This is a genomic window from Phycicoccus sp. Soil802, from assembly GCF_001429605.1.
Lineage (GTDB): Bacteria > Actinomycetota > Actinomycetes > Actinomycetales > Dermatophilaceae > Pedococcus.
In genome coordinates this window covers 340,795-360,148 of record NZ_LMSS01000001.1, presented here as the reverse complement: position 1 = coordinate 360,148, position 19,354 = coordinate 340,795, and the positions used below count along the sequence as shown (strand labels likewise).

The 19,354-nt window shown below is 68.8% G+C and carries 19 protein-coding genes and 3 tRNA genes; 11 read left to right on the top strand and 11 right to left on the bottom strand.

Features of this window, described 5'->3' with window-relative positions; translation table 11 throughout:
- Positions 1-110 precede the first annotated feature (110 nt).
- Together ASG91_RS01620 and ASG91_RS01615 are read left to right on the top strand one after the other, a co-directional pair.
- Positions 111-1,013, top strand: coding sequence for an ATP-binding cassette domain-containing protein (locus ASG91_RS01620; RefSeq protein WP_200961196.1), 903 nt, complete (start codon positions 111-113; stop codon positions 1,011-1,013).
- Positions 1,010-1,840, top strand: a complete 831-nt coding sequence (locus tag ASG91_RS01615; RefSeq protein WP_056920855.1) for an ABC transporter permease — start codon at positions 1,010-1,012, stop codon at positions 1,838-1,840. The genes ASG91_RS01620 and ASG91_RS01615 overlap by 4 nt, the downstream gene beginning before the upstream one ends.
- Before the next feature lie 153 nt (positions 1,841-1,993).
- Here the strand turns inward: ASG91_RS01615 and ASG91_RS01610 are convergent, their stop codons facing one another.
- A complete protein-coding gene (locus tag ASG91_RS01610) occupies positions 1,994-2,395 on the bottom strand; it encodes a hypothetical protein (RefSeq protein ID WP_056920854.1) in 402 nt (133 codons plus the stop codon).
- 708 nt (positions 2,396-3,103) lie between these two features.
- Here ASG91_RS01610 and ASG91_RS01600 point away from each other — a divergent pair.
- From ASG91_RS01600 to ASG91_RS01585, 4 genes are all read left to right on the top strand, one after another.
- Positions 3,104-3,616: a hypothetical protein gene (locus tag ASG91_RS01600; protein ID WP_056920852.1), complete on the top strand. Its 513-nt coding sequence runs from the start codon at positions 3,104-3,106 to the stop codon at positions 3,614-3,616.
- Between the two features lie 272 nt (positions 3,617-3,888).
- Entirely contained in the window at positions 3,889-4,344 is a 456-nt protein-coding gene (locus ASG91_RS01595) for a hypothetical protein (protein WP_056920851.1), read from the top strand.
- Between the two features lie 83 nt (positions 4,345-4,427).
- Complete coding sequence (locus ASG91_RS01590) at positions 4,428-5,000, top strand: DUF305 domain-containing protein (protein WP_056920850.1); 573 nt, start codon at positions 4,428-4,430, stop codon at positions 4,998-5,000.
- Positions 5,001-5,127: 127 nt separating this feature from the next.
- On the top strand, positions 5,128-7,563 hold the full coding sequence (locus ASG91_RS01585) for a heavy metal translocating P-type ATPase (protein WP_256363709.1): 2,436 nt from the start codon (positions 5,128-5,130) through the stop codon (positions 7,561-7,563).
- Positions 7,564-7,944: 381 nt separating this feature from the next.
- Here ASG91_RS01585 and ASG91_RS20495 read toward each other — a convergent pair whose 3' ends face one another.
- From ASG91_RS20495 to ASG91_RS01570, 3 genes are all read right to left on the bottom strand, one after another.
- On the bottom strand, positions 7,945-8,382 hold the full coding sequence (locus ASG91_RS20495) for a pyridoxamine 5'-phosphate oxidase family protein (protein WP_056920848.1): 438 nt from the start codon (positions 8,380-8,382) through the stop codon (positions 7,945-7,947).
- Positions 8,383-8,527: 145 nt separating this feature from the next.
- Positions 8,528-8,794, bottom strand: a complete 267-nt coding sequence (locus ASG91_RS20490; protein ID WP_371262019.1) for an SHOCT domain-containing protein — start codon at positions 8,792-8,794, stop codon at positions 8,528-8,530.
- An 87-nt stretch (positions 8,795-8,881) separates the two neighbouring features.
- Entirely contained in the window at positions 8,882-9,793 is a 912-nt protein-coding gene (locus ASG91_RS01570) for a universal stress protein (protein ID WP_056920846.1), read from the bottom strand.
- Between the two features lie 430 nt (positions 9,794-10,223).
- Between ASG91_RS01570 and ASG91_RS21345 the strand changes: the two genes are divergently transcribed.
- The 3 genes from ASG91_RS21345 (at position 10,224) to ASG91_RS01555 (ending at position 12,279) form a co-directional block, all read left to right on the top strand.
- Entirely contained in the window at positions 10,224-10,745 is a 522-nt protein-coding gene (locus tag ASG91_RS21345; protein WP_082593824.1) for a dsRBD fold-containing protein, read from the top strand.
- Positions 10,746-10,944: 199 nt separating this feature from the next.
- A complete protein-coding gene (locus tag ASG91_RS01560) occupies positions 10,945-11,208 on the top strand; it encodes a hypothetical protein (RefSeq protein WP_371262025.1) in 264 nt (87 codons plus the stop codon).
- 87 nt (positions 11,209-11,295) lie between these two features.
- On the top strand, positions 11,296-12,279 hold the full coding sequence (locus ASG91_RS01555) for a universal stress protein (protein WP_056920843.1): 984 nt from the start codon (positions 11,296-11,298) through the stop codon (positions 12,277-12,279).
- A 105-nt stretch (positions 12,280-12,384) separates the two neighbouring features.
- Here ASG91_RS01555 and ASG91_RS01550 read toward each other — a convergent pair whose 3' ends face one another.
- Positions 12,385-13,383, bottom strand: coding sequence for a universal stress protein (locus tag ASG91_RS01550; protein ID WP_082593823.1), 999 nt, complete (start codon positions 13,381-13,383; stop codon positions 12,385-12,387).
- A 945-nt stretch (positions 13,384-14,328) separates the two neighbouring features.
- Between ASG91_RS01550 and ASG91_RS01545 the strand changes: the two genes are divergently transcribed.
- Positions 14,329-14,565, top strand: coding sequence for a hypothetical protein (locus tag ASG91_RS01545; RefSeq protein WP_157605927.1), 237 nt, complete (start codon positions 14,329-14,331; stop codon positions 14,563-14,565).
- A gap of 128 nt (positions 14,566-14,693) precedes the next feature.
- Here ASG91_RS01545 and ASG91_RS01540 read toward each other — a convergent pair.
- From ASG91_RS01540 to ASG91_RS01525, 4 genes are all read right to left on the bottom strand, one after another.
- Positions 14,694-14,768 (bottom strand) — tRNA-Val (locus tag ASG91_RS01540).
- A gap of 31 nt (positions 14,769-14,799) precedes the next feature.
- Positions 14,800-14,870: transfer RNA gene (locus tag ASG91_RS01535), tRNA-Cys, on the bottom strand.
- 22 nt (positions 14,871-14,892) lie between these two features.
- A tRNA-Gly gene (locus ASG91_RS01530) sits at positions 14,893-14,965 on the bottom strand.
- 32 nt (positions 14,966-14,997) lie between these two features.
- Positions 14,998-16,158 (bottom strand): YihY/virulence factor BrkB family protein, encoded by a 1,161-nt coding sequence (locus tag ASG91_RS01525; protein ID WP_235545313.1) that lies wholly within the window; start codon positions 16,156-16,158, stop codon positions 14,998-15,000.
- A gap of 32 nt (positions 16,159-16,190) precedes the next feature.
- Between ASG91_RS01525 and ASG91_RS01520 the strand changes: the two genes are divergently transcribed.
- Positions 16,191-17,837 (top strand): acyl-CoA dehydrogenase family protein, encoded by a 1,647-nt coding sequence (locus ASG91_RS01520; RefSeq protein WP_056920840.1) that lies wholly within the window; start codon positions 16,191-16,193, stop codon positions 17,835-17,837.
- A gap of 26 nt (positions 17,838-17,863) precedes the next feature.
- On the opposite strand, the gene ASG91_RS01515 is transcribed toward ASG91_RS01520, so the two are convergent.
- A complete protein-coding gene (locus ASG91_RS01515) occupies positions 17,864-18,244 on the bottom strand; it encodes a VOC family protein (RefSeq protein WP_056920839.1) in 381 nt (126 codons plus the stop codon).
- A gap of 110 nt (positions 18,245-18,354) precedes the next feature.
- Positions 18,355-19,320 carry a polyphosphate kinase 2 family protein gene (locus ASG91_RS01510; RefSeq protein WP_056920838.1) on the bottom strand — a complete coding sequence of 322 codons (966 nt, stop codon included), beginning with the start codon at positions 19,318-19,320 and terminating at the stop codon, positions 18,355-18,357.
- Positions 19,321-19,354 lie beyond the last annotated feature (34 nt).

Here is a 19,354-nt window from a genome sequence, read left to right as displayed (position 1 = left end):
CCTCGGCACCCGGGGTACTGCACCCTGAGACGGCATCAGGGTCGGCTCAGGGGGAGCATCCGGCCTCTCCCCGATGTGGCCGTGCCGCCGCCCGGGCCACGATGCTCGACATGATCACTGTCGAATCACTCACCAAGAAGTATGGCCGCGGGATGACCGCCGTCGACGATGTCTCCTTCACCGCGGCCACTGGTCGGGTGACCGGCTTCCTCGGCCCCAACGGCGCAGGCAAGTCGACGACGATGCGCATCATCGTCGGACTGACGCCCGCCACCTCTGGCACCGTCATGGTCGACGGACGCCGGTTCACCGACCTCCCCAACCCCGGCACGGAGGTCGGAGTCCTCCTGGATGCCTCCGCCCAGCACGCCGGCCGGACCGGTCGCGAGATCCTCACCCTGGCCCAGCGGACGATGGGCCTTCCCAGGAGCCGGGTCCAGGAGATGCTCGACCTGGTGAGCCTCACCTCCCACGAGGCCGACCGGCGCGTCCGGGACTACTCCCTGGGGATGCGGCAGCGCCTCGGTATCGGGACGGCCCTTCTCGGCGATCCCGACGTGCTCATCCTCGACGAGCCGGCCAACGGCCTCGACCCCGCCGGCATCCGGTGGATGCGTGACCTCCTGCGTGGCTTCGCCGACCAGGGCGGCACCGTCCTCCTGTCCTCCCACCTCCTGCACGAGATCGAGGTGGTCGCCGACGACCTCGTGGTGATCGGCAACGGACGAATCGTGGCGCAGGGCACCAAGTCCGACCTGTTGGCAGCCGCCGGCACCATCGTCCGCGCCCGCGATGCTGCGGCACTCGCACAGGCGATGGAGTCCGCCGGACTGACCTTCAGCGGACACGCTGACGGCAGCGTGCGCACCGAGGCCTCCCCAGACCGGGTCGGCGAGATCGCCCTGGCCGCGCACGTGGTGCTCACCGAGCTCCGCGCCGCCGAAGGGGCCGGGCTCGAGGAGATGTTCCTTGAGCTCACCGCAGACACTCAGCGCGAAGGAGCAGCAGCATGACCACCACCGTCCTCACGCCCTCGACCCCGGCGACCTCGCAGCCGGACGCGGTCGTCGGTCGCACCCGCAGGCCGCAGCCGCGGATCCCCCTCACCCGCATCATCGGGGTCGAGCTGCGCAAGATGTTCAATACGCGTTCCGGCTTCTGGCTGATGGCCAGCCTGGTCATCACCAACGTGCTCGCCACCGCAGCCATCATCGTGTTCGCCCCGGACGACCAGCTGACCTTCGACAACTTCGCCGCAGCCATCGGGGCGCCGATGACGGTGATCCTGCCCATGATCGGGATCCTGGCGGTGACGAGCGAGTGGAGCCAGCGCAGCGGCCTGACGACCTTCACCCTCGTGCCGCATCGCGGTCGGGTGCTCCGCGCCAAGTTCCTCGCAGCCACGACCGTGGGAGTCGTGTCGATGTTCGTCGCCCTCGTCGTCGGTGTCCTCGGCACCCTCCTCGGGAGTGCCGTCGCGGGCGTGGACCCGGTCTGGAACGTCTCCGCCGCCCACTTCGCGCTGATCGTCCTCGGCAGCGTCCTCGGCATGCTGTTCGGGTTCATGCTGGGCTTGGTGATCCGGAACTCGGCGGGGGCGATCGTGACGTACTTCGTCTACACCCTCGTCCTGCCACCGCTGCTGGGCCTGCTGGCCGCAAACCAGAGGTGGTTCGCCGACGTACAGCCCTGGGTCGACTACAGCTACGCCCAGCGGCCCCTGTTCGAAGGCACCCTCACCAGCCAACAGTGGCAGCACCTCGCCGCCTCCGGTGTGCTGTGGTTTCTGTTGCCGATGGCGGTCGGTTTGTTCGTCGTCCGACGCGCCGAGGTCAAGTGACCTTGGGCGATCCTCCCCACGCGAACGGCCCCTACCCGCGCTTTCGCAGGTCAGGGGCCGTTCTTCAACGACTTTCGCACCGTCCGCTGACGACCATGGGCATCCCCTCTGAGCACAAACCACTCCCCCGACGTCCGTCCGCAGCCGCTCGAATCACCCCGCTCGATGCCAGACGATTCCAAAGGAGTCCGTGAGGGTGTCGGTGCCGGCGTCGTAGCTGAAGCCGATCGCCAGCCGCGACCGGAACGGGTTCCCGCCAGGCAGGCAGACAAGCGTGCCTTCCATGACGACGTCGTTGCCGTCCACGAAGCCCGGGCCGACGATCCGGGCAGGGGCGCCGCTGCAGGCGCCTGTGGCTGACTCATCGTCGTAGACGATCGCATAGGCCTGGCCGCCGGATCCGGTAATGCTCAGTGTCTGGGTGCTTCCGTCCGCGTCCACAGAGGTCCACGTATCGGCCAGTCCTCCGCTGGCCGCCCACGCCGACGGTGCGAGCATCGCGCTGACGCACGCGAAGATCGCGCCTGCCGCTATTGAGAGAATTGTCTTCTTCATGATGTCTCCGCCCTTCTCCGGTTGACACACCGATAAGCAAGTCTCTTGCCGCACCAACGGAGCCGACAATGGCTCACGCGGGCTATGCACGAGGGAGCCGCAGATACGGGTGTCCGGGTTCGAGCGCGACGACCTCGGCTCGCACCTCGGGCGCGAGCCCTGCCTCGCGTGTCAGGGTCCTCGAGCACGAGTATGCCGCCGAGCGCGAGGAGCCGGCGGTGGGCCGCAACCTGCTCGGCCATCCTGCCCAGCGGCGCGAGCTGGAACCGCGTGTGCACCAGGTCGAACCCCGCCTCGGGCAAGGCGCTGGCGAACAGGTCGTCGGCGACCAGCTCGACGTTCGACAAGCCAGCCGTGCGCACCATCGCCTGCGCCTCGTCCAGCATCTGCTGCGCATTGTCGGTCCCACGTCGACAGGCCCGGAGGTACTAAGCCAATCAACCGATGCGACCGCCGGAAGCCACGAGGAGTCTGGAAGAACCTCGAAAGGCAGCTGCTGTGAAGAAGCCGATCACCGCTCGCACCAACACTGCCGGATGCCACGGGCTCGCACTCTGGATGCCAACCCAGTTCTCGGCTCGACCTCTGGGCGGAACGCAGGCAGGGCGCCTTCGGCCAGTCAGGAGAGTCCGCCGCCATGGGCCACCAGTCGAGCGAGTCTCGACCTCCGTGCGCTGATGCATGTACATCCCTTGAAAGGAGAGTTCGATGTCCCCCACCCGATCCGCCGTGACCCTGGCGCTCCTCCCACTCGCCCTGGCGGTGGCCGCCCCAGCCTCTGCCAGCGCCCCAGAGCACTTCGAGACGTCCTTCAGCTACACCCTCGCCGACGCTGTCGCCGACTACCAGGCCTTCGGTGACAATGCCGGGAGCTGCGGCGACTTCGTCCTCCTCGTCGACTTCGACGTCCAGCGAAGCGTCGCCCGGTGGCCAGACCGCGAGGTCCGCCACGTCCACTACATCGGCCACTTCTACTCCTCTGCCGACACCTCGCGCTCGATCGTGCGCGGCGGAGACTTCAACCTGACCCTGTCGCTCGACTCGAGTGGGGCGCCCTATGCCGTCACGCGCTCCGGGCTGTTCGAGTACGTCGAGATCGACAATCGGCGCCTCGTGACGCACGTCGGACACGACGAGCTCGACTTCGCGACCGGCCCGATCAGCGCCACACCCAAGGCCGGTGACGCGGTGAGGCAAGCCGTCTGCGAGGCACTCGACTGAGTTGTGACCTCCCTTCCCCGCGACTGTCCAGTTGATTCACCACGACGAGATCCAGAAGGTGATCCGGAAGATTTCTATCCGGCCCCTCGTGCCCTCGTCCCGATGTTCCACTGAACCGCGGCGCCCCTGCTCTCGCTTCTTGAGGTCAGTGGTTCACCCGACGATGGGGGCACAAGCATGAATGAGTGGGCCGAGGTCTCGACCGGGTTCGGGGGTGAACGGGACGATAGCCCTGGGTTGCCCGCCCGGGGTCCTGCTTACACTGGGGAGCAATGAGCACTCTGGGTCGGTCTGGGACTGCGGCGCGGCGCGCGCTGTGGTTCGTTGGCCTGCTCGTCCTCCTGGTGGGGATTGTCGCGATGCATGGCATGAACAGCCACGGCGGGGGGATGGACCCGTCCGTGCACGCGGTCGCGACGCATGCTCCGGCCTCTGCGCCGCTGGCCGCCGGCCAAGACCTGATGGCGGCTGCCGCGCATGGGATCGCGGCTCCCTTAGAGGCGATGGGTGCCGTGGTCTCCGCTGGGGCGTCGAGCATGGACTCGGGTATGGCGGAGATGTGCATGGCCGTTCTGGCTCTGGCGCTGACCGTTCTCCTGCAGATGCTGGGGAACGCGCCTGCCCTTCCGCTCTACCGGCTGGTGAGTGCCCCAGCTCGCGCGCCTGGGCCCCATGGTCGGGACCCCGATCCGCCGTCTTTGATCAATCTGTCGATTCGGCGCTGCTGATCCCCAGCGGACCCGCCCCAGGAGGCGGTGGTCCGCGGTGTCTGCATGCCTACATTCGTATAGACCTGATTGGACGACCGGTGATGAAGCGATTTATTGGTGTGCTCGCGCTGGCCCTGGTGGCAGCGCTGGCTTTGACCGCGTGCGGTAATGACGCAGGCAACGGCAGTAGCAGTTCGAGTAGTGAGTTCAACGATGCGGACGTGACGTTCGCGCAGTCGATGATTCCTCATCACGAGCAGGCAGTGGAGATGGCAAAGATGGCCGCCTCGCACGCCTCGACTGCTGAGGTGAAGGACCTGGCCGCCAAGATCGAGGCGGCTCAGGGACCGGAGATCAAGACGATGTCGGTTTGGCTCAAAGCCTGGGGCAAGGACGTGCCCTCCGGCGGCAGCATGGGCGGGATGAACCACGGCTCTGACGGGATGCCCGGCATGATGACCAACGCCGACCTCATGTCGCTCGACTCCTCTGACGGAGCTGCGTTCGACCGGATGTTCCTGACCATGATGATTGAGCACCACGAGGGTGCGGTCGGGATGGCGAAGACGGAACAGGCCGACGGCAAGAATCCCGACGCGATCGCCCTCGCTAAGAAGATCGAGGCGGATCAGACGGCCGAGATCGCCGTGATGAAAGACCTTCTGAAGTCCTGACCTGCCAGCTCGGTCGGCTGCTGCCTATGGACGCGGCCGACCGGGCCTTCGGCAGCCCGTCGCGCGCCAGTGCGGCGAGCAACTCCCACCCGTTGACTACATACCCCTGGGGGGTATTATGAGTGATATGAACGCGCACGCTGACCTCACGCCCGTGGCGAACACCGTGGTGAAGGACCCTGTCTGCGGGATGGACGTCGACCCGGCAACGAGCGAGTACCGCTCCGACCACGACGGGCAGAACTACTACTTCTGCTCAGGGCACTGCCAGGCGAAGTTCGACGCCGCCCCGCAGAACTACGTGTCCCTCGACGCCGGTCACGGCCATGCCCACGACAACGGCGGGCACGACCATGCCCGGCACGACCAGGGCGGGCACGACCAGGCCGGGCACATCCCTGCCGGGCACGGGGAATCCCCTGCTGGCGTGGCTGCCGTTCGCGCCGGTGAGGTCGCGGAGTGGACCTGCCCGATGCATCCGGAGATCCGGCGCCCCGGTCCGGGGTCGTGCCCGATCTGTGGGATGGCTCTCGAACCCGTGATGGTGACCGCGGACGGCGGTCCCAGCCCGGAACTGGCGCAAATGAGGCGCCGGTTCTGGGTCGGGGTCGCCCTCTCGTTCCCTGTGGTCATCCTCGGGATGGGTGGGGACCTGATCCCGGCGATCCACGACCTCATCTCCCCAAGGGCCTCGGCGTGGGTTCAATTGGCTCTGGCGACACCGGTGGTGCTGTGGGGCGGGTGGCCGTTCTTCCAGCGCGGCTGGACCTCAGTCCGCACCATGAAGCTGAACATGTTCACGCTCATCGCCATGGGCACCGGTGTCGCGTGGCTGTTCAGCGTGGTCGCCACCGTCGCACCGGGGATCTTCCCAGACGCGTTCCGGATGGATGGTGCGGTCGATGTGTACTTCGAGGCCGCGTCGGTCATCACCACTCTCGTGCTGCTCGGGCAGGTGCTGGAGCTGCAGGCCAGGGAGCAGACGTCTGGGGCGATCCGGGCCCTGCTCGGCCTGACCCCGGATACCGCGTGGCGGATCGACGTGGACGGGAACGAGGAGGAGGTCACCTTGGACAGGGTCGGTGTTGGTGACCGGTTCCGGGTCCGGCCGGGTGAGAAGGTTCCGGTGGACGGGGCCGTCGAGGAGGGCCGGTCCACCTTGGATGAGTCGCTGGTGACGGGTGAGTCGATGCCGGTGACCAAGACCGTGGGCGACACGGTGATCGGGGGGACGATCAACCGGTCCGGGTCGCTGGTGGTGCGGGCCGAGAAGGTCGGCCGGGACACCATGCTGGCCCGGATCGTGCAGATGGTCGCCGACGCGCAACGCTCTCGCGCACCGATCCAGCGGGTCGCGGACCGGGTGGCCGCCTGGTTCGTGCCCACAGTCATCGTCATCGCGATCATCGCGTTCATCGTGTGGGCCACGGTCGGACCGGACCCGCGACTGGCCCACGCCCTCGTGGTGGCCGTGGCCGTCCTGATCATCGCCTGCCCATGTGCACTCGGGCTCGCGACCCCCATGTCGATCATGGTCGGCGTCGGCCGCGGCGCGGGGCTCGGGGTCCTGGTCAAGAACGCCGAGGCGCTTGAACGGATGGAGAAGGTCGACACGCTCGTCGTGGACAAGACCGGCACCCTCACCGAGGGCAAACCCTCCGTCACGCAGGTCGTCACCGCTTCCGGTTTCGACCGCGACGAGCTGCTCCGGCTCGTCGCCGGGGTCGAACGCGCCTCCGAACACTCGCTCGCCGCGGCGATCGTCAACGCCACCACCGATGCCGGGTTGACCGTGCCGGATGTGACCGACTTCGACGCGCCGGTCGGCAGGGGCGTCGTCGGGACCGTGAACCAGCGCCGGGTGCGGGTCGGCAGCGCCAAGTTCCTGTCCGGTGAAGGTCTCGACCCGAGCGGCCTGATGAGGCAGGCTGACCGGTTGCGCGAGGATGGTGCCACGGTGATCTTCGCGAGCGTCGACGACCAGGTTGCCGGGATCGTCGCGATCGCCGACCCAGTCAAGGAGACCACGCCGTCCGCGGTGAAGGCGCTGCGCGAGGAAGGAATCGACGTGGTCATGTTCACCGGGGACAATCGCGTCACCGCGGAAGCGGTCGCCCGCAGGCTTGGCATCGACCGGGTCGAGGCGGAGGTGATGCCGGACCACAAGGCGGACGTCGTCAAGCGGCTCCGCGGCGAAGGACGCGTGGTCGCGATGGCGGGCGACGGCGTGAACGACGCCCCAGCTCTGGCCGCGGCGGACGTGGGCATCGCCATGGGTTCCGGCACCGACGTGGCCATCGAGAGCGCGGGCATCACCCTGCTCAAGGGCGACCTGACCGGCATCGTCCGCGCCAGGAAGCTGTCCCAAGCCACGATGGGCAACATCCGCCAGAACCTCGTGTTCGCATTCATGTACAACGTCGCAGGAATCCCGATCGCCGCCGGGGTCCTCTACCCCGCCTTCGGGCTACTTCTGTCGCCGATGATCGCTGCCGCCGCGATGGCCCTGTCCTCCGTCAGCGTCATCGGCAATGCCCTGCGGCTGCGTGCCCAACACCTGTGACCCGCACGAACCACCGCGCTGTCCTCAGCCTCACCCATAGGAGTCTCCTCCGGCCGACCCGGCCGTCCTGTTCGCGACCGGCACCCCGGAGTAGCGGCACACGCGATTCATTCTCGCACTGGCCAGGGAGGGGGTACATGCCTAGTACTGACCATTGCAGCGGGTCCGGCTCAGGCGCACACTCACCTCGGGAAGAGGAGCCCCGCGCCGGAGGGATTCAGGGGAAGAGGCGCGGGGAGCCTCGCGTTCCCCGTCACCCGGACTAGGACCTCTGCGTGGCGTCAACTCGCGCATCATCTGCAACCTTCACAGCGCCGCGAGGTGACCAGCGCCAGCACGTCCGGCTCAGAAGCGCGTTGCAGCGGCGGCACGTCGGTGGGGTCAGCCGCGGGTGGCTGACGTCACCGCGCGGCCGCTGATCTTACGCGGCTCGATCTCAATGAAGAGGTTGCGAGCTCCGTCCGCCCAGGGCACCGGTCCGGTCTCCCAGGCCGATGCGAGGAGCTGGTCGTGTGTCATCGCTTCAGCGAATCCGAGAACGAGAACGCTCCAGCCGGACTTGTTCTGCTCATCAATTGCGTCGATCTCGAAGGCGACACTGGTTCGCCGGACGAGCCCAGCCAGAGGGCCATTGGGGGACGTACGGAAAATCACTCTGCCGGCACGGTATTGATAGGTCACTGGCAAGATCTGCGGCCCCTCACCCGCCATGAAACCGACTCGGCCGGCCGCGTGGTGCGTCAGGAGCTCCTCGCACTCGGTCTCCGACAATTCAGCGAAATTGCCGGTGTGGGGTTTCTCGTCCTGTGGTGGGGTCATGACCAGACTCTGTTCATTACGTCGGTGCGGTGAAGATGGCTGTGGTGGTCGACGTACCGCCCCGCCGATTCGGGGCAAATGTTCCGTAGCCACCGCAGCTCGGCGAGCCTCGCGGAGTCCCGCGGGCAGTTCGCGGACGGAGGTCTCATCGTTGGCGCAGCACTGCTCGCTGCCGGGCGAGCGTCTCTGCGTCGATCTCCCCGCGCGCGTACCGCAGCTCAAGCTCTTCCTCCGCTGCCGTGCGAGGTGGCCCAATCTGCGCAGGAGGTGTGCGATCGCCCTGTCCCGCAGAGGGATACAGAGCATTGATCCCCACCACGAGACCGACCACCAGCAGAATGGTCAGAACCACCATGACGACGATCATCATCAAGCTGGTTTCCCCGTCCACCCAGTCCATCATCAGGCTCACCTCGTCGGGTTGTTGTTCCAGGCTGTCAGCGTTGCATGGGCTGGTTCCCGTGGGCTGTGCCAAAGGTCCCGCAGGATCTGCCGCCTGTCAGCCGCGCACGACCACGACGGGACATGACGACTCGTGGATGACGGTGTGGCTGACCGAGCCGAGCAGCAGCCCCCCGAACCCGCCGTGTCCTCGGGTGCCCACGACGATGAGTCCCGCGTGTGCACCCAGCGGGCTCAGCACGTGCCCTGCGCTGCCGTACAAGACTTCCGTCTCGATGGGCAGGTTCGCGAAGGTCGCCTGAGCCCGGCGAGCAGCACGACCGACCAGGTCCTCCGCGTGCGCGCGCACCGCCTTCGTGTGCTCGGTGCCGGCGAGGGCGCTCTCGACGTAGGCCTGGGCGTCTGGCGAGAAGGAGCCGTGGGCCACGTGCACGATGTGCAGGGCAGCGTCGGAGATGGCTGCCATCTCGGCCGCGAGGTCCAGAGCACTCTCCGACGCCTGCGACTCGTCAACGCCCACGACGACGGGATGGTCGTGACCCGGTTGGACCGGACGCTCCGGGTGCACCACTACGGCTGGACAGGCAGCGTGCGCCGTGACCGCGTAAGCGACCGAGCCCAGCAGCCCGGCCGCAAACGGGCCCCGTCCACGACTGCCGGTCACGACGAGGTCGGCATCCTTGGACGCGTTGACGAGCTCGGCGGCCGGGGAGCCGAGGGCCAACAAGCCGGCCACCTCCGAGGGCTGGGTCATCAGCTGCCGGGCCCGAGCGACCCCATCACCGAGGAGCTCGCGGCCCGCCTCGTCGAGGCTGTCCGGAAGCCGAGCCACGTCATAGGCCGGCTCCATGGGTGCCGCCGCAAGGTCGACACTGTGCATCACCGTGAGGGTCGCGCCCCACCGATTTGCTGTGATCGCAGCCCATTCCAGGGCCGCGATGGAGCCCGGGGAGTCGTCGTACCCGACGACAATTCCCTTGGCCAGGCGGTGCTCTGACTGGTCGACCATGACGTTCCTCCTGAGCTAGGGGCCGGCTGGCTCGCGGAACTCCCGACCTGCCATTGCCCTGGTGAGAGCATGCGGCTCCCCGCCCCGCTGGGTGAGGGCCGAAAGTCCCTGCTCAACGACGTCGCGCCGCGGGCGCACAGTCGGCCCGCTTGACCAGTGACCTCCCACGCGGGCATCCGAGCCGGGATCGCTGATCCTGCCGAGCTGGTCACGGTGCTGCCCCTGTCCATCCTGCCCGCGTCGTGGCCGACGGCGGTAGCTCGCCCCCACTGTCCTCGGCCCTGCCGGCGGCGGACAGGGGCATTGGTCCTGTCCACCACCTCCGGCACGACTCCCCGAGGCCGGATGTCGCGGACGCCGGGACCTTGGACCTACCGCCCGACGCCCGGTGGGAGGAGCCTTGAATGGCCAAGACCTTCTGGAGGAGACCATGAGAGCAAAGCCCGGAGATCGCATCATCCTCGCCGCACCCAACATCGACGGCCCTCTGCGTGACGGCGAGGTGCTCGAGGCCCGTGGGGACGACGGGGAGCCTCCGTACGTGGTCCGCTGGAGCGACGGCCACGAGGGGCTGCTGTACCCCGGACCCGGTTCGATACTGCGGGTCACATCGCACGACCCCGAGGGTGCAGCCGAGCCCAGGCCCACGAGTTCTCAGCCCCATCGGACCGGAGCACATCCACGCGTGCGTGACTGGGAGGTTCGCGTGTCGATCCTGGGCTCGGACGACGACGCCGAAGCCACCGTGGTGCTGCTGTCCGACTCGCCCGAGCACCTGACGGCACACGGCCGTAGCCACCGCAGCGGCCACGACCGCGCCGTCCCTGAGATCGGTGACGAGGTTGCGGTGGCCCGGGCCCTGCGACGTCTTGCCGACCAGCTGCTCGAGACGGCGGCCGACGACATCGAAGGGATCACCGGCGAGCACGACGTGAGCCTCCGGGCGCGTTGATGACGTGAGTCGGTGTGCAGCCCAATTCGTCGCCCGGAAACCGAGCGCTCAACTCGCTCACGGACAGATCCGTGCTGGACGGGCTGACAACCACCGAGGCCAACTGAGGCTGGCGCACGGCACTCAGGGACAGATTCCTCACGGGGGCAAGCCCTGGTCGCGACAGCAGTGAGTCCGCCGGGTTCGCGCGACGGCCGCCCTGCTGGCGCTCGGGACGGGCCAGCTCGGCGTCGCGTGGGGCCTGCGCACCCCACGACGGGGCGCGGTGGGTGACCTGCGCTCGGACCCCTTGCTCCCGCTCTTGGCGCTGGCGGGGGCGATGCTCGTCTCGGCAAGCCTCGTCGCGCCCGTTCGCCAGCTCCTCGAGACCGTTCCGGTCGGCGCCCTGGCCTGGCTGGTGGCGGGCCCCTCCGGCGTCGCCGCCATGGCCGTCACCCGCGTGCTCGGAGTTCGTTCGGTCTGAGCTGCGCCCCCGGGACCAAGGGCCCTGTCCCATGGTGTGACTGCTGGGGAGTCTGGTTGCACCACGTCGTCGTACTAGGGAGAAGCCATGAACGCCCACGAAGACAGTCGCCAACCCGTCGTGGTCGGTGTCGATGGCTCGCCGCACGCAGAGCTCGCACTCGACTGGGCAGCCGCCGAGGCAGACCGGCGTCGGGCCCCGCTGGTGGTCCTCCAGGCCTACTCGCCTGACTACCCCGCGGCTCGCTCGGCTGGACCCGGTGGGCCGGTGCCACCCCAGCCGTCGAGCGCGATCCACGCCGCAGCCGAGGAGACTGCCGCGGCCGCGGTCGAGCGCGCTCGCGCCGGCCACCCCACGCTCGAGGTCGCTGCGAGGGTCGTGCCCGACGATCCCGGGGCAGCCATCGTCGAGGCATCGTCTTCGGCTGCCTTGGTCGTCGTCGGTGCTCGCGGGGTGGGCAGGGTACGCGGGCTGCTCATGGGATCGGTCTCGTCGTACGTCGCGCCGCGCGCGCACAGTCCGGTCGTCGTGGTTCACGAGGCACCCAGCAGGTCTCTCTCCGAGATGCGGGTGATCGTCGGCGTGGACGGTTCTGCCGACTCCGCGGCAGCCCTTCGCTTCGCGTTCGAGGCAGCCGAGCGCCAGCAGCTGGGGGTCACCGTCGTGCACACGTGGGACCTCGACGTCGACGCGACGGCAGCAGCGCTGGCGTGGTCGGTGGACTGGCAGCAGGCCGATGAGCAGGAACGCGCCCTTGTGGCCGAGGCGGTGGCGGGCTACGCCAGCGAGTTCCCCACGGTGGACGTGTGTCGGCACGTGGTGCGGGGCCACCCCGTGGCAGAGCTCGCACGGCAGAGCGAGAACGCCGCGCTCCTCGTGCTGGGCACCCGGGGCCGCGGGAGTGCCAAGGGATTGGTCCTCGGTTCGGTCTCGCAGCGGGTCCTCCACGACGCGCACTGCCCAGTAGCAGTCGTCTCGGCCTCGGACCAGACCTCGACCCAAACGGCCGGGACCTCGCACCGCCGCCGCGAGTTCCACCTTCCGGTGCCCCCAGTGCGCGAACGCCTCTGAGTAAGCACGGTGACGCCGATGGAGGACCTTCGCCCCTGCCACGGTGCACCGCCGCCGCCGAGCCACCCTGGACCAGAGCTGTTGGCGACGTTGGCCGGAGTGCTACTAGACGTTGGTCGGAGCGCTACCAGTGGCGTCGGTGTCCACCTCGTGCGACGAGGCTCCTGCCTCGTCCGCAGTGGCGGTGCGCACGGGTACGACCACCACCACCGGGCAGGCGGCGCGACCCAGGACTGCCTGTGCGACTTGGCCCCGCCCGGGCAACCGGGTTCGTCCTGCGTCACCGGACCGTCCACCAGAACCCGGTCCGCGACCGCCTGTGGCCCCGACCACCAGCAGACCGGCTCGGTGGGAGGCGATCTCGAGCGCCGTTGCTGCGTCGAGGGGCTCGACCTCGGTCCGCGTTGCCACCGCGGGATGGTGCCGGTGGACGTAGATCTTGCTCGCCTCGGCAACGGCTGCGGCCCGCGCCTTGAGGTGGCGGGCCACCTGAGCGACGGTGTCGAAGTCGGGCGAGCTCCGGGCCCACTCTCGGGTCGGAGGAAGCGACCAAGCCGACACGATGGTCAGCGGCACATCCCGGAGCTCGGCCGTCTCTGCGGCGAAGTCAAGGGCGGCACGCGAGCCTTCATCCTCGGTGACCCCCACGACGACGGGTAGGAGGGAGCGCTCCGGCGCAAGGGCTCCCCGGGCAACCGCGACCGGACAGGGCGCCCGGTCAGCCAGGACCAGCGAGGTGGAACCGACAGCACTGGAGACGGGACCGTCCTGTGCGCGCTGGCCGACGACGACCAGGGCAGCATGGGCTGAGGCATCGGCGAGGACGCCCGCCGGGTGCCCGGGGATGGACACCCCACTCACCTGATCCGGATCCAGAAGCATGTTCGCGACCCGAATGCCCTCGTCCAGCACCTTGTCCTCGTGAGTGGTGCGGTGCCCAGGGGCGAGCCCTGGAGCGGCCTCCAGCACCGCGGCATACGGAATGGCCCGGACGACCCGAAGGGGAAGTCCGCGATCGCCGGCTTCGCGGGCGGCCCACTTCAGAGCTGAGAGGGCACGTCCTGAACCGTCATAACCGACGACGACTGGGCTTGAGCGCGGCATCTCGATCCTTTCGTCCCGGGACGCCTACGTCCCGTTCCACCACGATGGAGCGAGTCCGGCGGGGGCACCCGGGGCCTTGGTCCCGAATACGTGATGAGCTCGACCGGGGCGGCGGCTGGAGCCCGAAGACAGGCCCTTGGTCCCTGTGACGCTCCACCGGTCACCGGGACAGTGAAATTGCCAGAGCCCGATGACGTTCTCGTCCTGGGAGTCCACCCGACCCGAAGCGGTCAGCCCAACAGCATCGACACGTCACTGCTCGAGACGCCTCCGTGCGACCTCCTGCTCACGCGGGACAGCTGGGGCTGCGGCTCGAGACGACGCCCCCGCAGCACAGGTGCTTGAGCTGGCTGCCTCACCGGGTCCGAACCTGGTCCTGTAGTGCGGTGGCGCCATGGACCTGCAGTGGTACCCGGGACCCTCGTGCGGTCGTATCCGGGACCCTTGGTCATCCCCGGAGGCGCGGCAGTTCGCCAGACGTCAGGACCCCGGACGCGCCGTGCTGTCCGGGGCCTGCGTCGGTCGTCCCGGACTCCTCAGTCCTGGGCGCGCACCACGGCCAGCGGGCAGGGGCGTTCGTGATGGAGCAGCCCTTGGCTCACTGAGCCGAGCAGCACTCGAGTGCCGCATGACCGGTGAGACGAAGCCATCCGAGTACCAGGTCGAGGCCGTCAGGCTGTCCGAGCAGCCCGCGCTGGTCGTCCGCGCCACGGTCGGTCAGGACCAGCTCGCGTCTTTCATCGGTGGTGCATTCGTTCGCGTCCGAGAAGTCGCCGAGGCTGATGTACGCACGTTTCCGGACCGCCCTTCGCCCGGTTGGGTCAGGAGGCTGACGGCAGGCTCCTCGTGGCGGCCGGCTTCCCCGTCAGGGGCATGCTGCTTGGGGAGGGTGACGTCAAGGCGTCACGCCTGCCGGGGGGCCGGTGCTGCAGACGATCCACAGGGGTGACTACGGCGGGTGCCGTCCTCCCGCCTGGCGTCTCCCTCGTTCCGGTGCTGGTGCTCACCCAGGTGCTCAACGCCGTGCTGTTGCTGTCCCTACTGGTGGTGATGTACCGCTTCTCGCGGGAGCCTGACGTGATGGGGGAAGGCGTGGTGGGAACCTCAGCCCTGCTCTACGTGGCCACCATCGGCCTCGTCGCCGCGTGTGTCGGCGGACTGCTCCTCCTCAGCCTGGGATGAGGCCCCCCACCTGTGTCGGAGCCGGCTCCTCGCACGCAAGCCAGACCGAGCGCGACGGAGGTGTCGACGGGCGCGCCATGACGAAGGCCCTGACCCGCACTTGCGCGGGTCAGGGCCTTCGTCATCGATGGTGGGCGATACTGGGTTTGAACCAGTGACCTCTTCCGTGTCAAGGAAGCGCGCTACCACTGCGCCAATCGCCCCGGGTGGTGCTTTTCGGGTTCGTACGTGTCGAGGTGGAGACGGGATTTGAACCCGTGTACGCGGCTTTGCAGGCCGCTGCCTCGCCTCTCGGCCACTCCACCGTGAAGGCGGTCAAACCCTCCGAGCGGATGACCGGGCTCGAACCGGCGACCTCAACCTTGGCAAGGTTGCGCTCTACCAACTGAGCTACATCCGCATACACGCGCTATTGGTGTTGAACGGGGTGTTTCACCCGCTGCGCGTGCGTGCAGACATTATCCGATCATCGGCGTCGTCTCCAAATTGGGTGTCGTCAGAGTCGGTTCCGGGCTTGCGTGGCATCGGTGTGAGCGGCTTTCGGGCCTCGTCGCGCAGCCCCTGCACCGAGGACGACAGCTGCTCGTCCTGCCCCGCACCGCGGGTGTCAGTGGCGTCGAGTGGGGCGTTCACGGGACCTCCGCCGGCCCTGCGCCGCTTCAGCCAGCCCCTGGCCCAGGCGACGCCCTTGGCCCGCAGGGAGAGCCGGTCCTCGACCGGCCACATGACCCTGATGGCGGCGTTGAGGGCCGCACCGATGAGCACGGCGATCGCGAGGGCATAGAGGAAGATCAGCAGCACGATCGGCGTCGACAGCGGTCCGTAGATCGACGTCCCGCCCTTGACGGACGCGGTGATCGTCCCGCGCAGCACGAACGACGCCAGCACCCAGATCACCAGCGTCAGCACGGCACCGGGCACGTCGCGCAGCCAGGGAGACCGCTTGGGCGTCGAGATGTGGAACAACGTCGCGATGCTGGCGACAGCCAGGACGCTCACCACCGGCCAGTACAGGTAGGTCAGGAAGTGCACCTCCTCGGGCAGCAGGTCCCCGAGCCACGAGGGGCCGATCACCACGAGCGGGACCACCACGATCCCCACGACGAGCGAGAGGAAGTAGAGGGTCAGCGACAGCGCCCTGGTGCGGACGATCCCCCGCACCCCGGACTGTCCGTACATGATCGAGATGGTGTCGACGAAGACGTTGAGGGCTCTCGACCCCGACCAGATCGACAGCAGGAAGCCGAGCGAGATCAGGTCGCCCCGGCCGTTCTTGAGCACGTCGTCGGCGGTGGGCAGGATCGTGCCGGTGACGACGTCGGCCACGAGGAAGCGCTCCGAGAAGGTCTGGATGCCGTCGATGACCTGGTCGACGATGTCCTGACCCAGCCAGCCGCCGACGTACCCCACCCCGCCGATCAGCCCGAGCACCAGGGGCGGCAGCGACAGCAACATGAAGAAGCCGGCTTCCGACGCCAGACCGGTCACCCGGTAGCGCAGGCAGACCCGGATCGTCTCCACCGTGAGCCTCGCCACGGGCATGGCGCCGGGCACGCGGAGCAGCGCGCGCCGTACCCGGGCCTTGGGAGTCACCCCGTCACGGTATCCCGGCATAGTGTGCCCCCGTGCCCACCCACGCCGTGACCAACCAGGTACCCCCACTCCCCGACGTCAACACCGTCACGTCCCAGCCCGCGCTGGACGAGGGCCTGCGGCGCTGGGCCGGCCAGGCGGCATATGACGAGGTCTGCGCCCTGGGCGCCCGCGCCGGCAGCGCGCAGGCGCGCGAATGGGCGGTGCAGGCCAACGAGAACGAGCCGGTCCTGCGCACCCACTCCCCCACCGGCGAACGCCTCGACGAGGTGGACTTCCACCCGGCGTGGCACGAGCTGATGAATGTCGGCGTCGGCGCCGGGCTCACCGCGGAGCCGTGGACGCAGCCGTCCGGCAGCGGGGCGCACGTGCGTCGCGCCGCGGGCTTCATCGCCTGGTCCGAGAACGAGCAGGGTCACCTCTGCCCCATCTCGATGACGTATGCCGCCGCGCCGGCTCTCGCAGCCAACCCCGCCCTCCAGCAGCGCTGGCTCCCCCAGCTCGCCTCTCGTAGCTACGACTTCGGGCTGCGGCCACTCGACCAGAAGCGTGGCGCCCTCGTGGGCATGGGCATGACCGAGAAGCAGGGCGGCTCGGACGTGCGCGCCAACACCACGCGGGCGGTCGCCACCCCGGGCGGTCCCATGGAGGGTGGCGACACCTATCGCCTGACCGGTCACAAGTGGTTCTGCTCCGCGCCGATGAGTGACGGGTTTCTCGTGCTGGCCCATACCGAGGCAGGCGTGGGCTGCTTCCTCGTGCCCCGCGCTCTCGATGACGGCACGCGCAATCCCTTTGCGCTGCAACGCCTCAAGGACAAGCTCGGCAACCGGTCCAACGCCTCGTCGGAGGTCGAGCTCGACGGCACCTGGGGCGTGCGGGTCGGCGACGAGGGCCGCGGCATCCGCACGATCCTCGACATGGTCGCGGCCACCCGGCTCGACTGCATCCTCGGCTCGGCGTCCACGATGCGCGCGGCGCTGGTGCGCGCGGTCCACCACGCCCGCCACCGGTCGGCCTTCGGGGCGCTGCTCGTCGACCAGCCCCTGATGCAGAACGTCCTGGCCGACCTCGCGCTCGAGGTCGAGGCCGCGACCACGCTGGCCCTGCGCCTCGCCCACGCGGTGGACGAGGGCGACACGGCGCTCTCGCGGCTGGGGGTCGCCGTGGGCAAGTACTGGGTCTGCAAACGCACCTCGCCCATGGTCGCCGAGGCGCTGGAGTGCTTGGGCGGCAACGGTTACGTCGAGGAGAACGGCCTGGCTCGGCTCTACCGCGAGGCCCCGCTCAACTCGATCTGGGAGGGCGCGGGCAACGTCAACGCGCTCGACGTCCTGCGGGCGATCACCCGCGAACCCCTGTCGGTCGAGGCATTCCGCAAGGAGCTCGCGCTGGCGCACGGGCACAGCGCCGTCCTCGACGCCGCCATCGCCCGCGTCGACGACGTTGTCCGGTATGCCGCGGAGCCGGGTGCCGAGGCTGGGGCACGCCACGTCGTGGAGCACCTCGCGGTGACCCTGCAGGCCGCCCTGCTCGCCCGCCACGCCCCGACGGAGGTGGCCGACGCCTTCGTCGCCAGCCGCCTCGGGGGGCAGCACGGCGTGACCTTCGGGACCCTGGACGCAGGCCTGTCGGCCACCCACGCCCGGGCGATCGTCGACCGGGCGTTCATCGCCTAGGGCAGGTCACGGGTCGGTCAGGTCCGTCAGCCGGCGTCCTCGATCACGGACAGCACGTTGCCGGCCGGGTCGGTGAACCACGCGATCAGTGGGCCGCCCTTACGGAAGATCCCCTTCGCATCGGTCTCCATCTGCGTGCCTTCGTACTTCTCGAAGGACACCCCTCGCGCGGTCAGCTCGTCGACCGTCGCCTCGATGTCGGGCACCGGGAAGTTGAGGATCGTGAAGCCCGCCGGCTCGTGGTCCGGCTTGGGGTAGGCGATGGCGCGGTGCCCTCCCCCGAGCTGGATGCTGAGGATGCCGTGGTCCTCGGTCACCTCCAGTCCGAGGGTGTCGGCGTAGAACGCGCGGGCGGCCTCGGTGTCGGGCACCGAGAATCCGCTGAAGGCCTTGGACTCGCTGAGCATCGCTGCTCCCTTCCTTGGGGTCGTGGTCAGAGCCTGCTCCGACAGCGGTACTGACCGAGCGCGCCAGCAGAAGTCATCGCGGCAGGTCCCACCGCGCGCTCACGGGCGCCCTACGACTTGGCGAGTCGCTCCTTCTCGGCCTCCACGTCGAAGTCGGCGGCTGGCCACTGCGGGTCCATCCGCTCGAGGTGTTCGAGGACGAGGTTCTGGACGGCCAGGCGGGCGTACCACTTGCGGTCGGCCGGCACGACGTACCAGGGCGCCGCGTCGGTCGACGTCTTCTCGAGGACCGCTTGGTAGGCCGCCTGGTACTCCGGCCAGTGCATCCGCTCGTCCACGTCTCCCGGCTTGTACTTCCAGTGCTTGTCCTCCCGCTCGAGGCGCTCGGTGAGCCGGGCCTTCTGCTCGTCGGAGGAGATGTTGAGCATGACCTTGATGATGGTCGTGCCGTCGGCGACCGCCTTGGCCTCGAAGTCGTTGATCTGCGCGTAACGCCGGGACCACGTCGCGCGGGGCACCAGCTCGTGGACCCGCACGATCAGGACGTCCTCGTACTGCGACCTGTCGAAGACGCCGACCTGGCCCGGCGCCGGCAGGGCGTTGCGGATCCGCCACAGGAACGGGTGCGCCCGCTCCTCCCGCGACGGAGCCTTGAACGCGGTGTACTTCACGCCCTGCGGGTCCATCTGGCCCACGACGTGGCGCATGATGCCGCCCTTGCCCGAGGTGTCCATTCCCTGCACCACGAGCAGCAGGGAACGCTGCACGGGCCCCTTGGACTCGGCATACAGCCGTTCCTGGAACTGGCTGATCTCGCCGGCCCGGGCGGCCAGGGCCTCCTCGCCCGCGGCCTTGTCGCCGTCGAAGCCGGGGGTCGAGCGGGTGTCGAGGTCGGCGAGGATGAAGCCCTCGCCCACCCGCAGCGCGTCGGCGAAGCTCGACGGCGCCGGGATGCCCTTGTCCGAGGCCATTGTCGCGTCGAGGCCGGCGACCTTGGACTTCTTGCCGTCCTTGCCCTTCTTGCTGCCCTTGGCCTTCTCGTCCTTCTTGCCGCTGCCCTTCTTGCCCTTGCTCATTCCCGCATCCTGTCAGTGCAGGTCAGACCGCGCG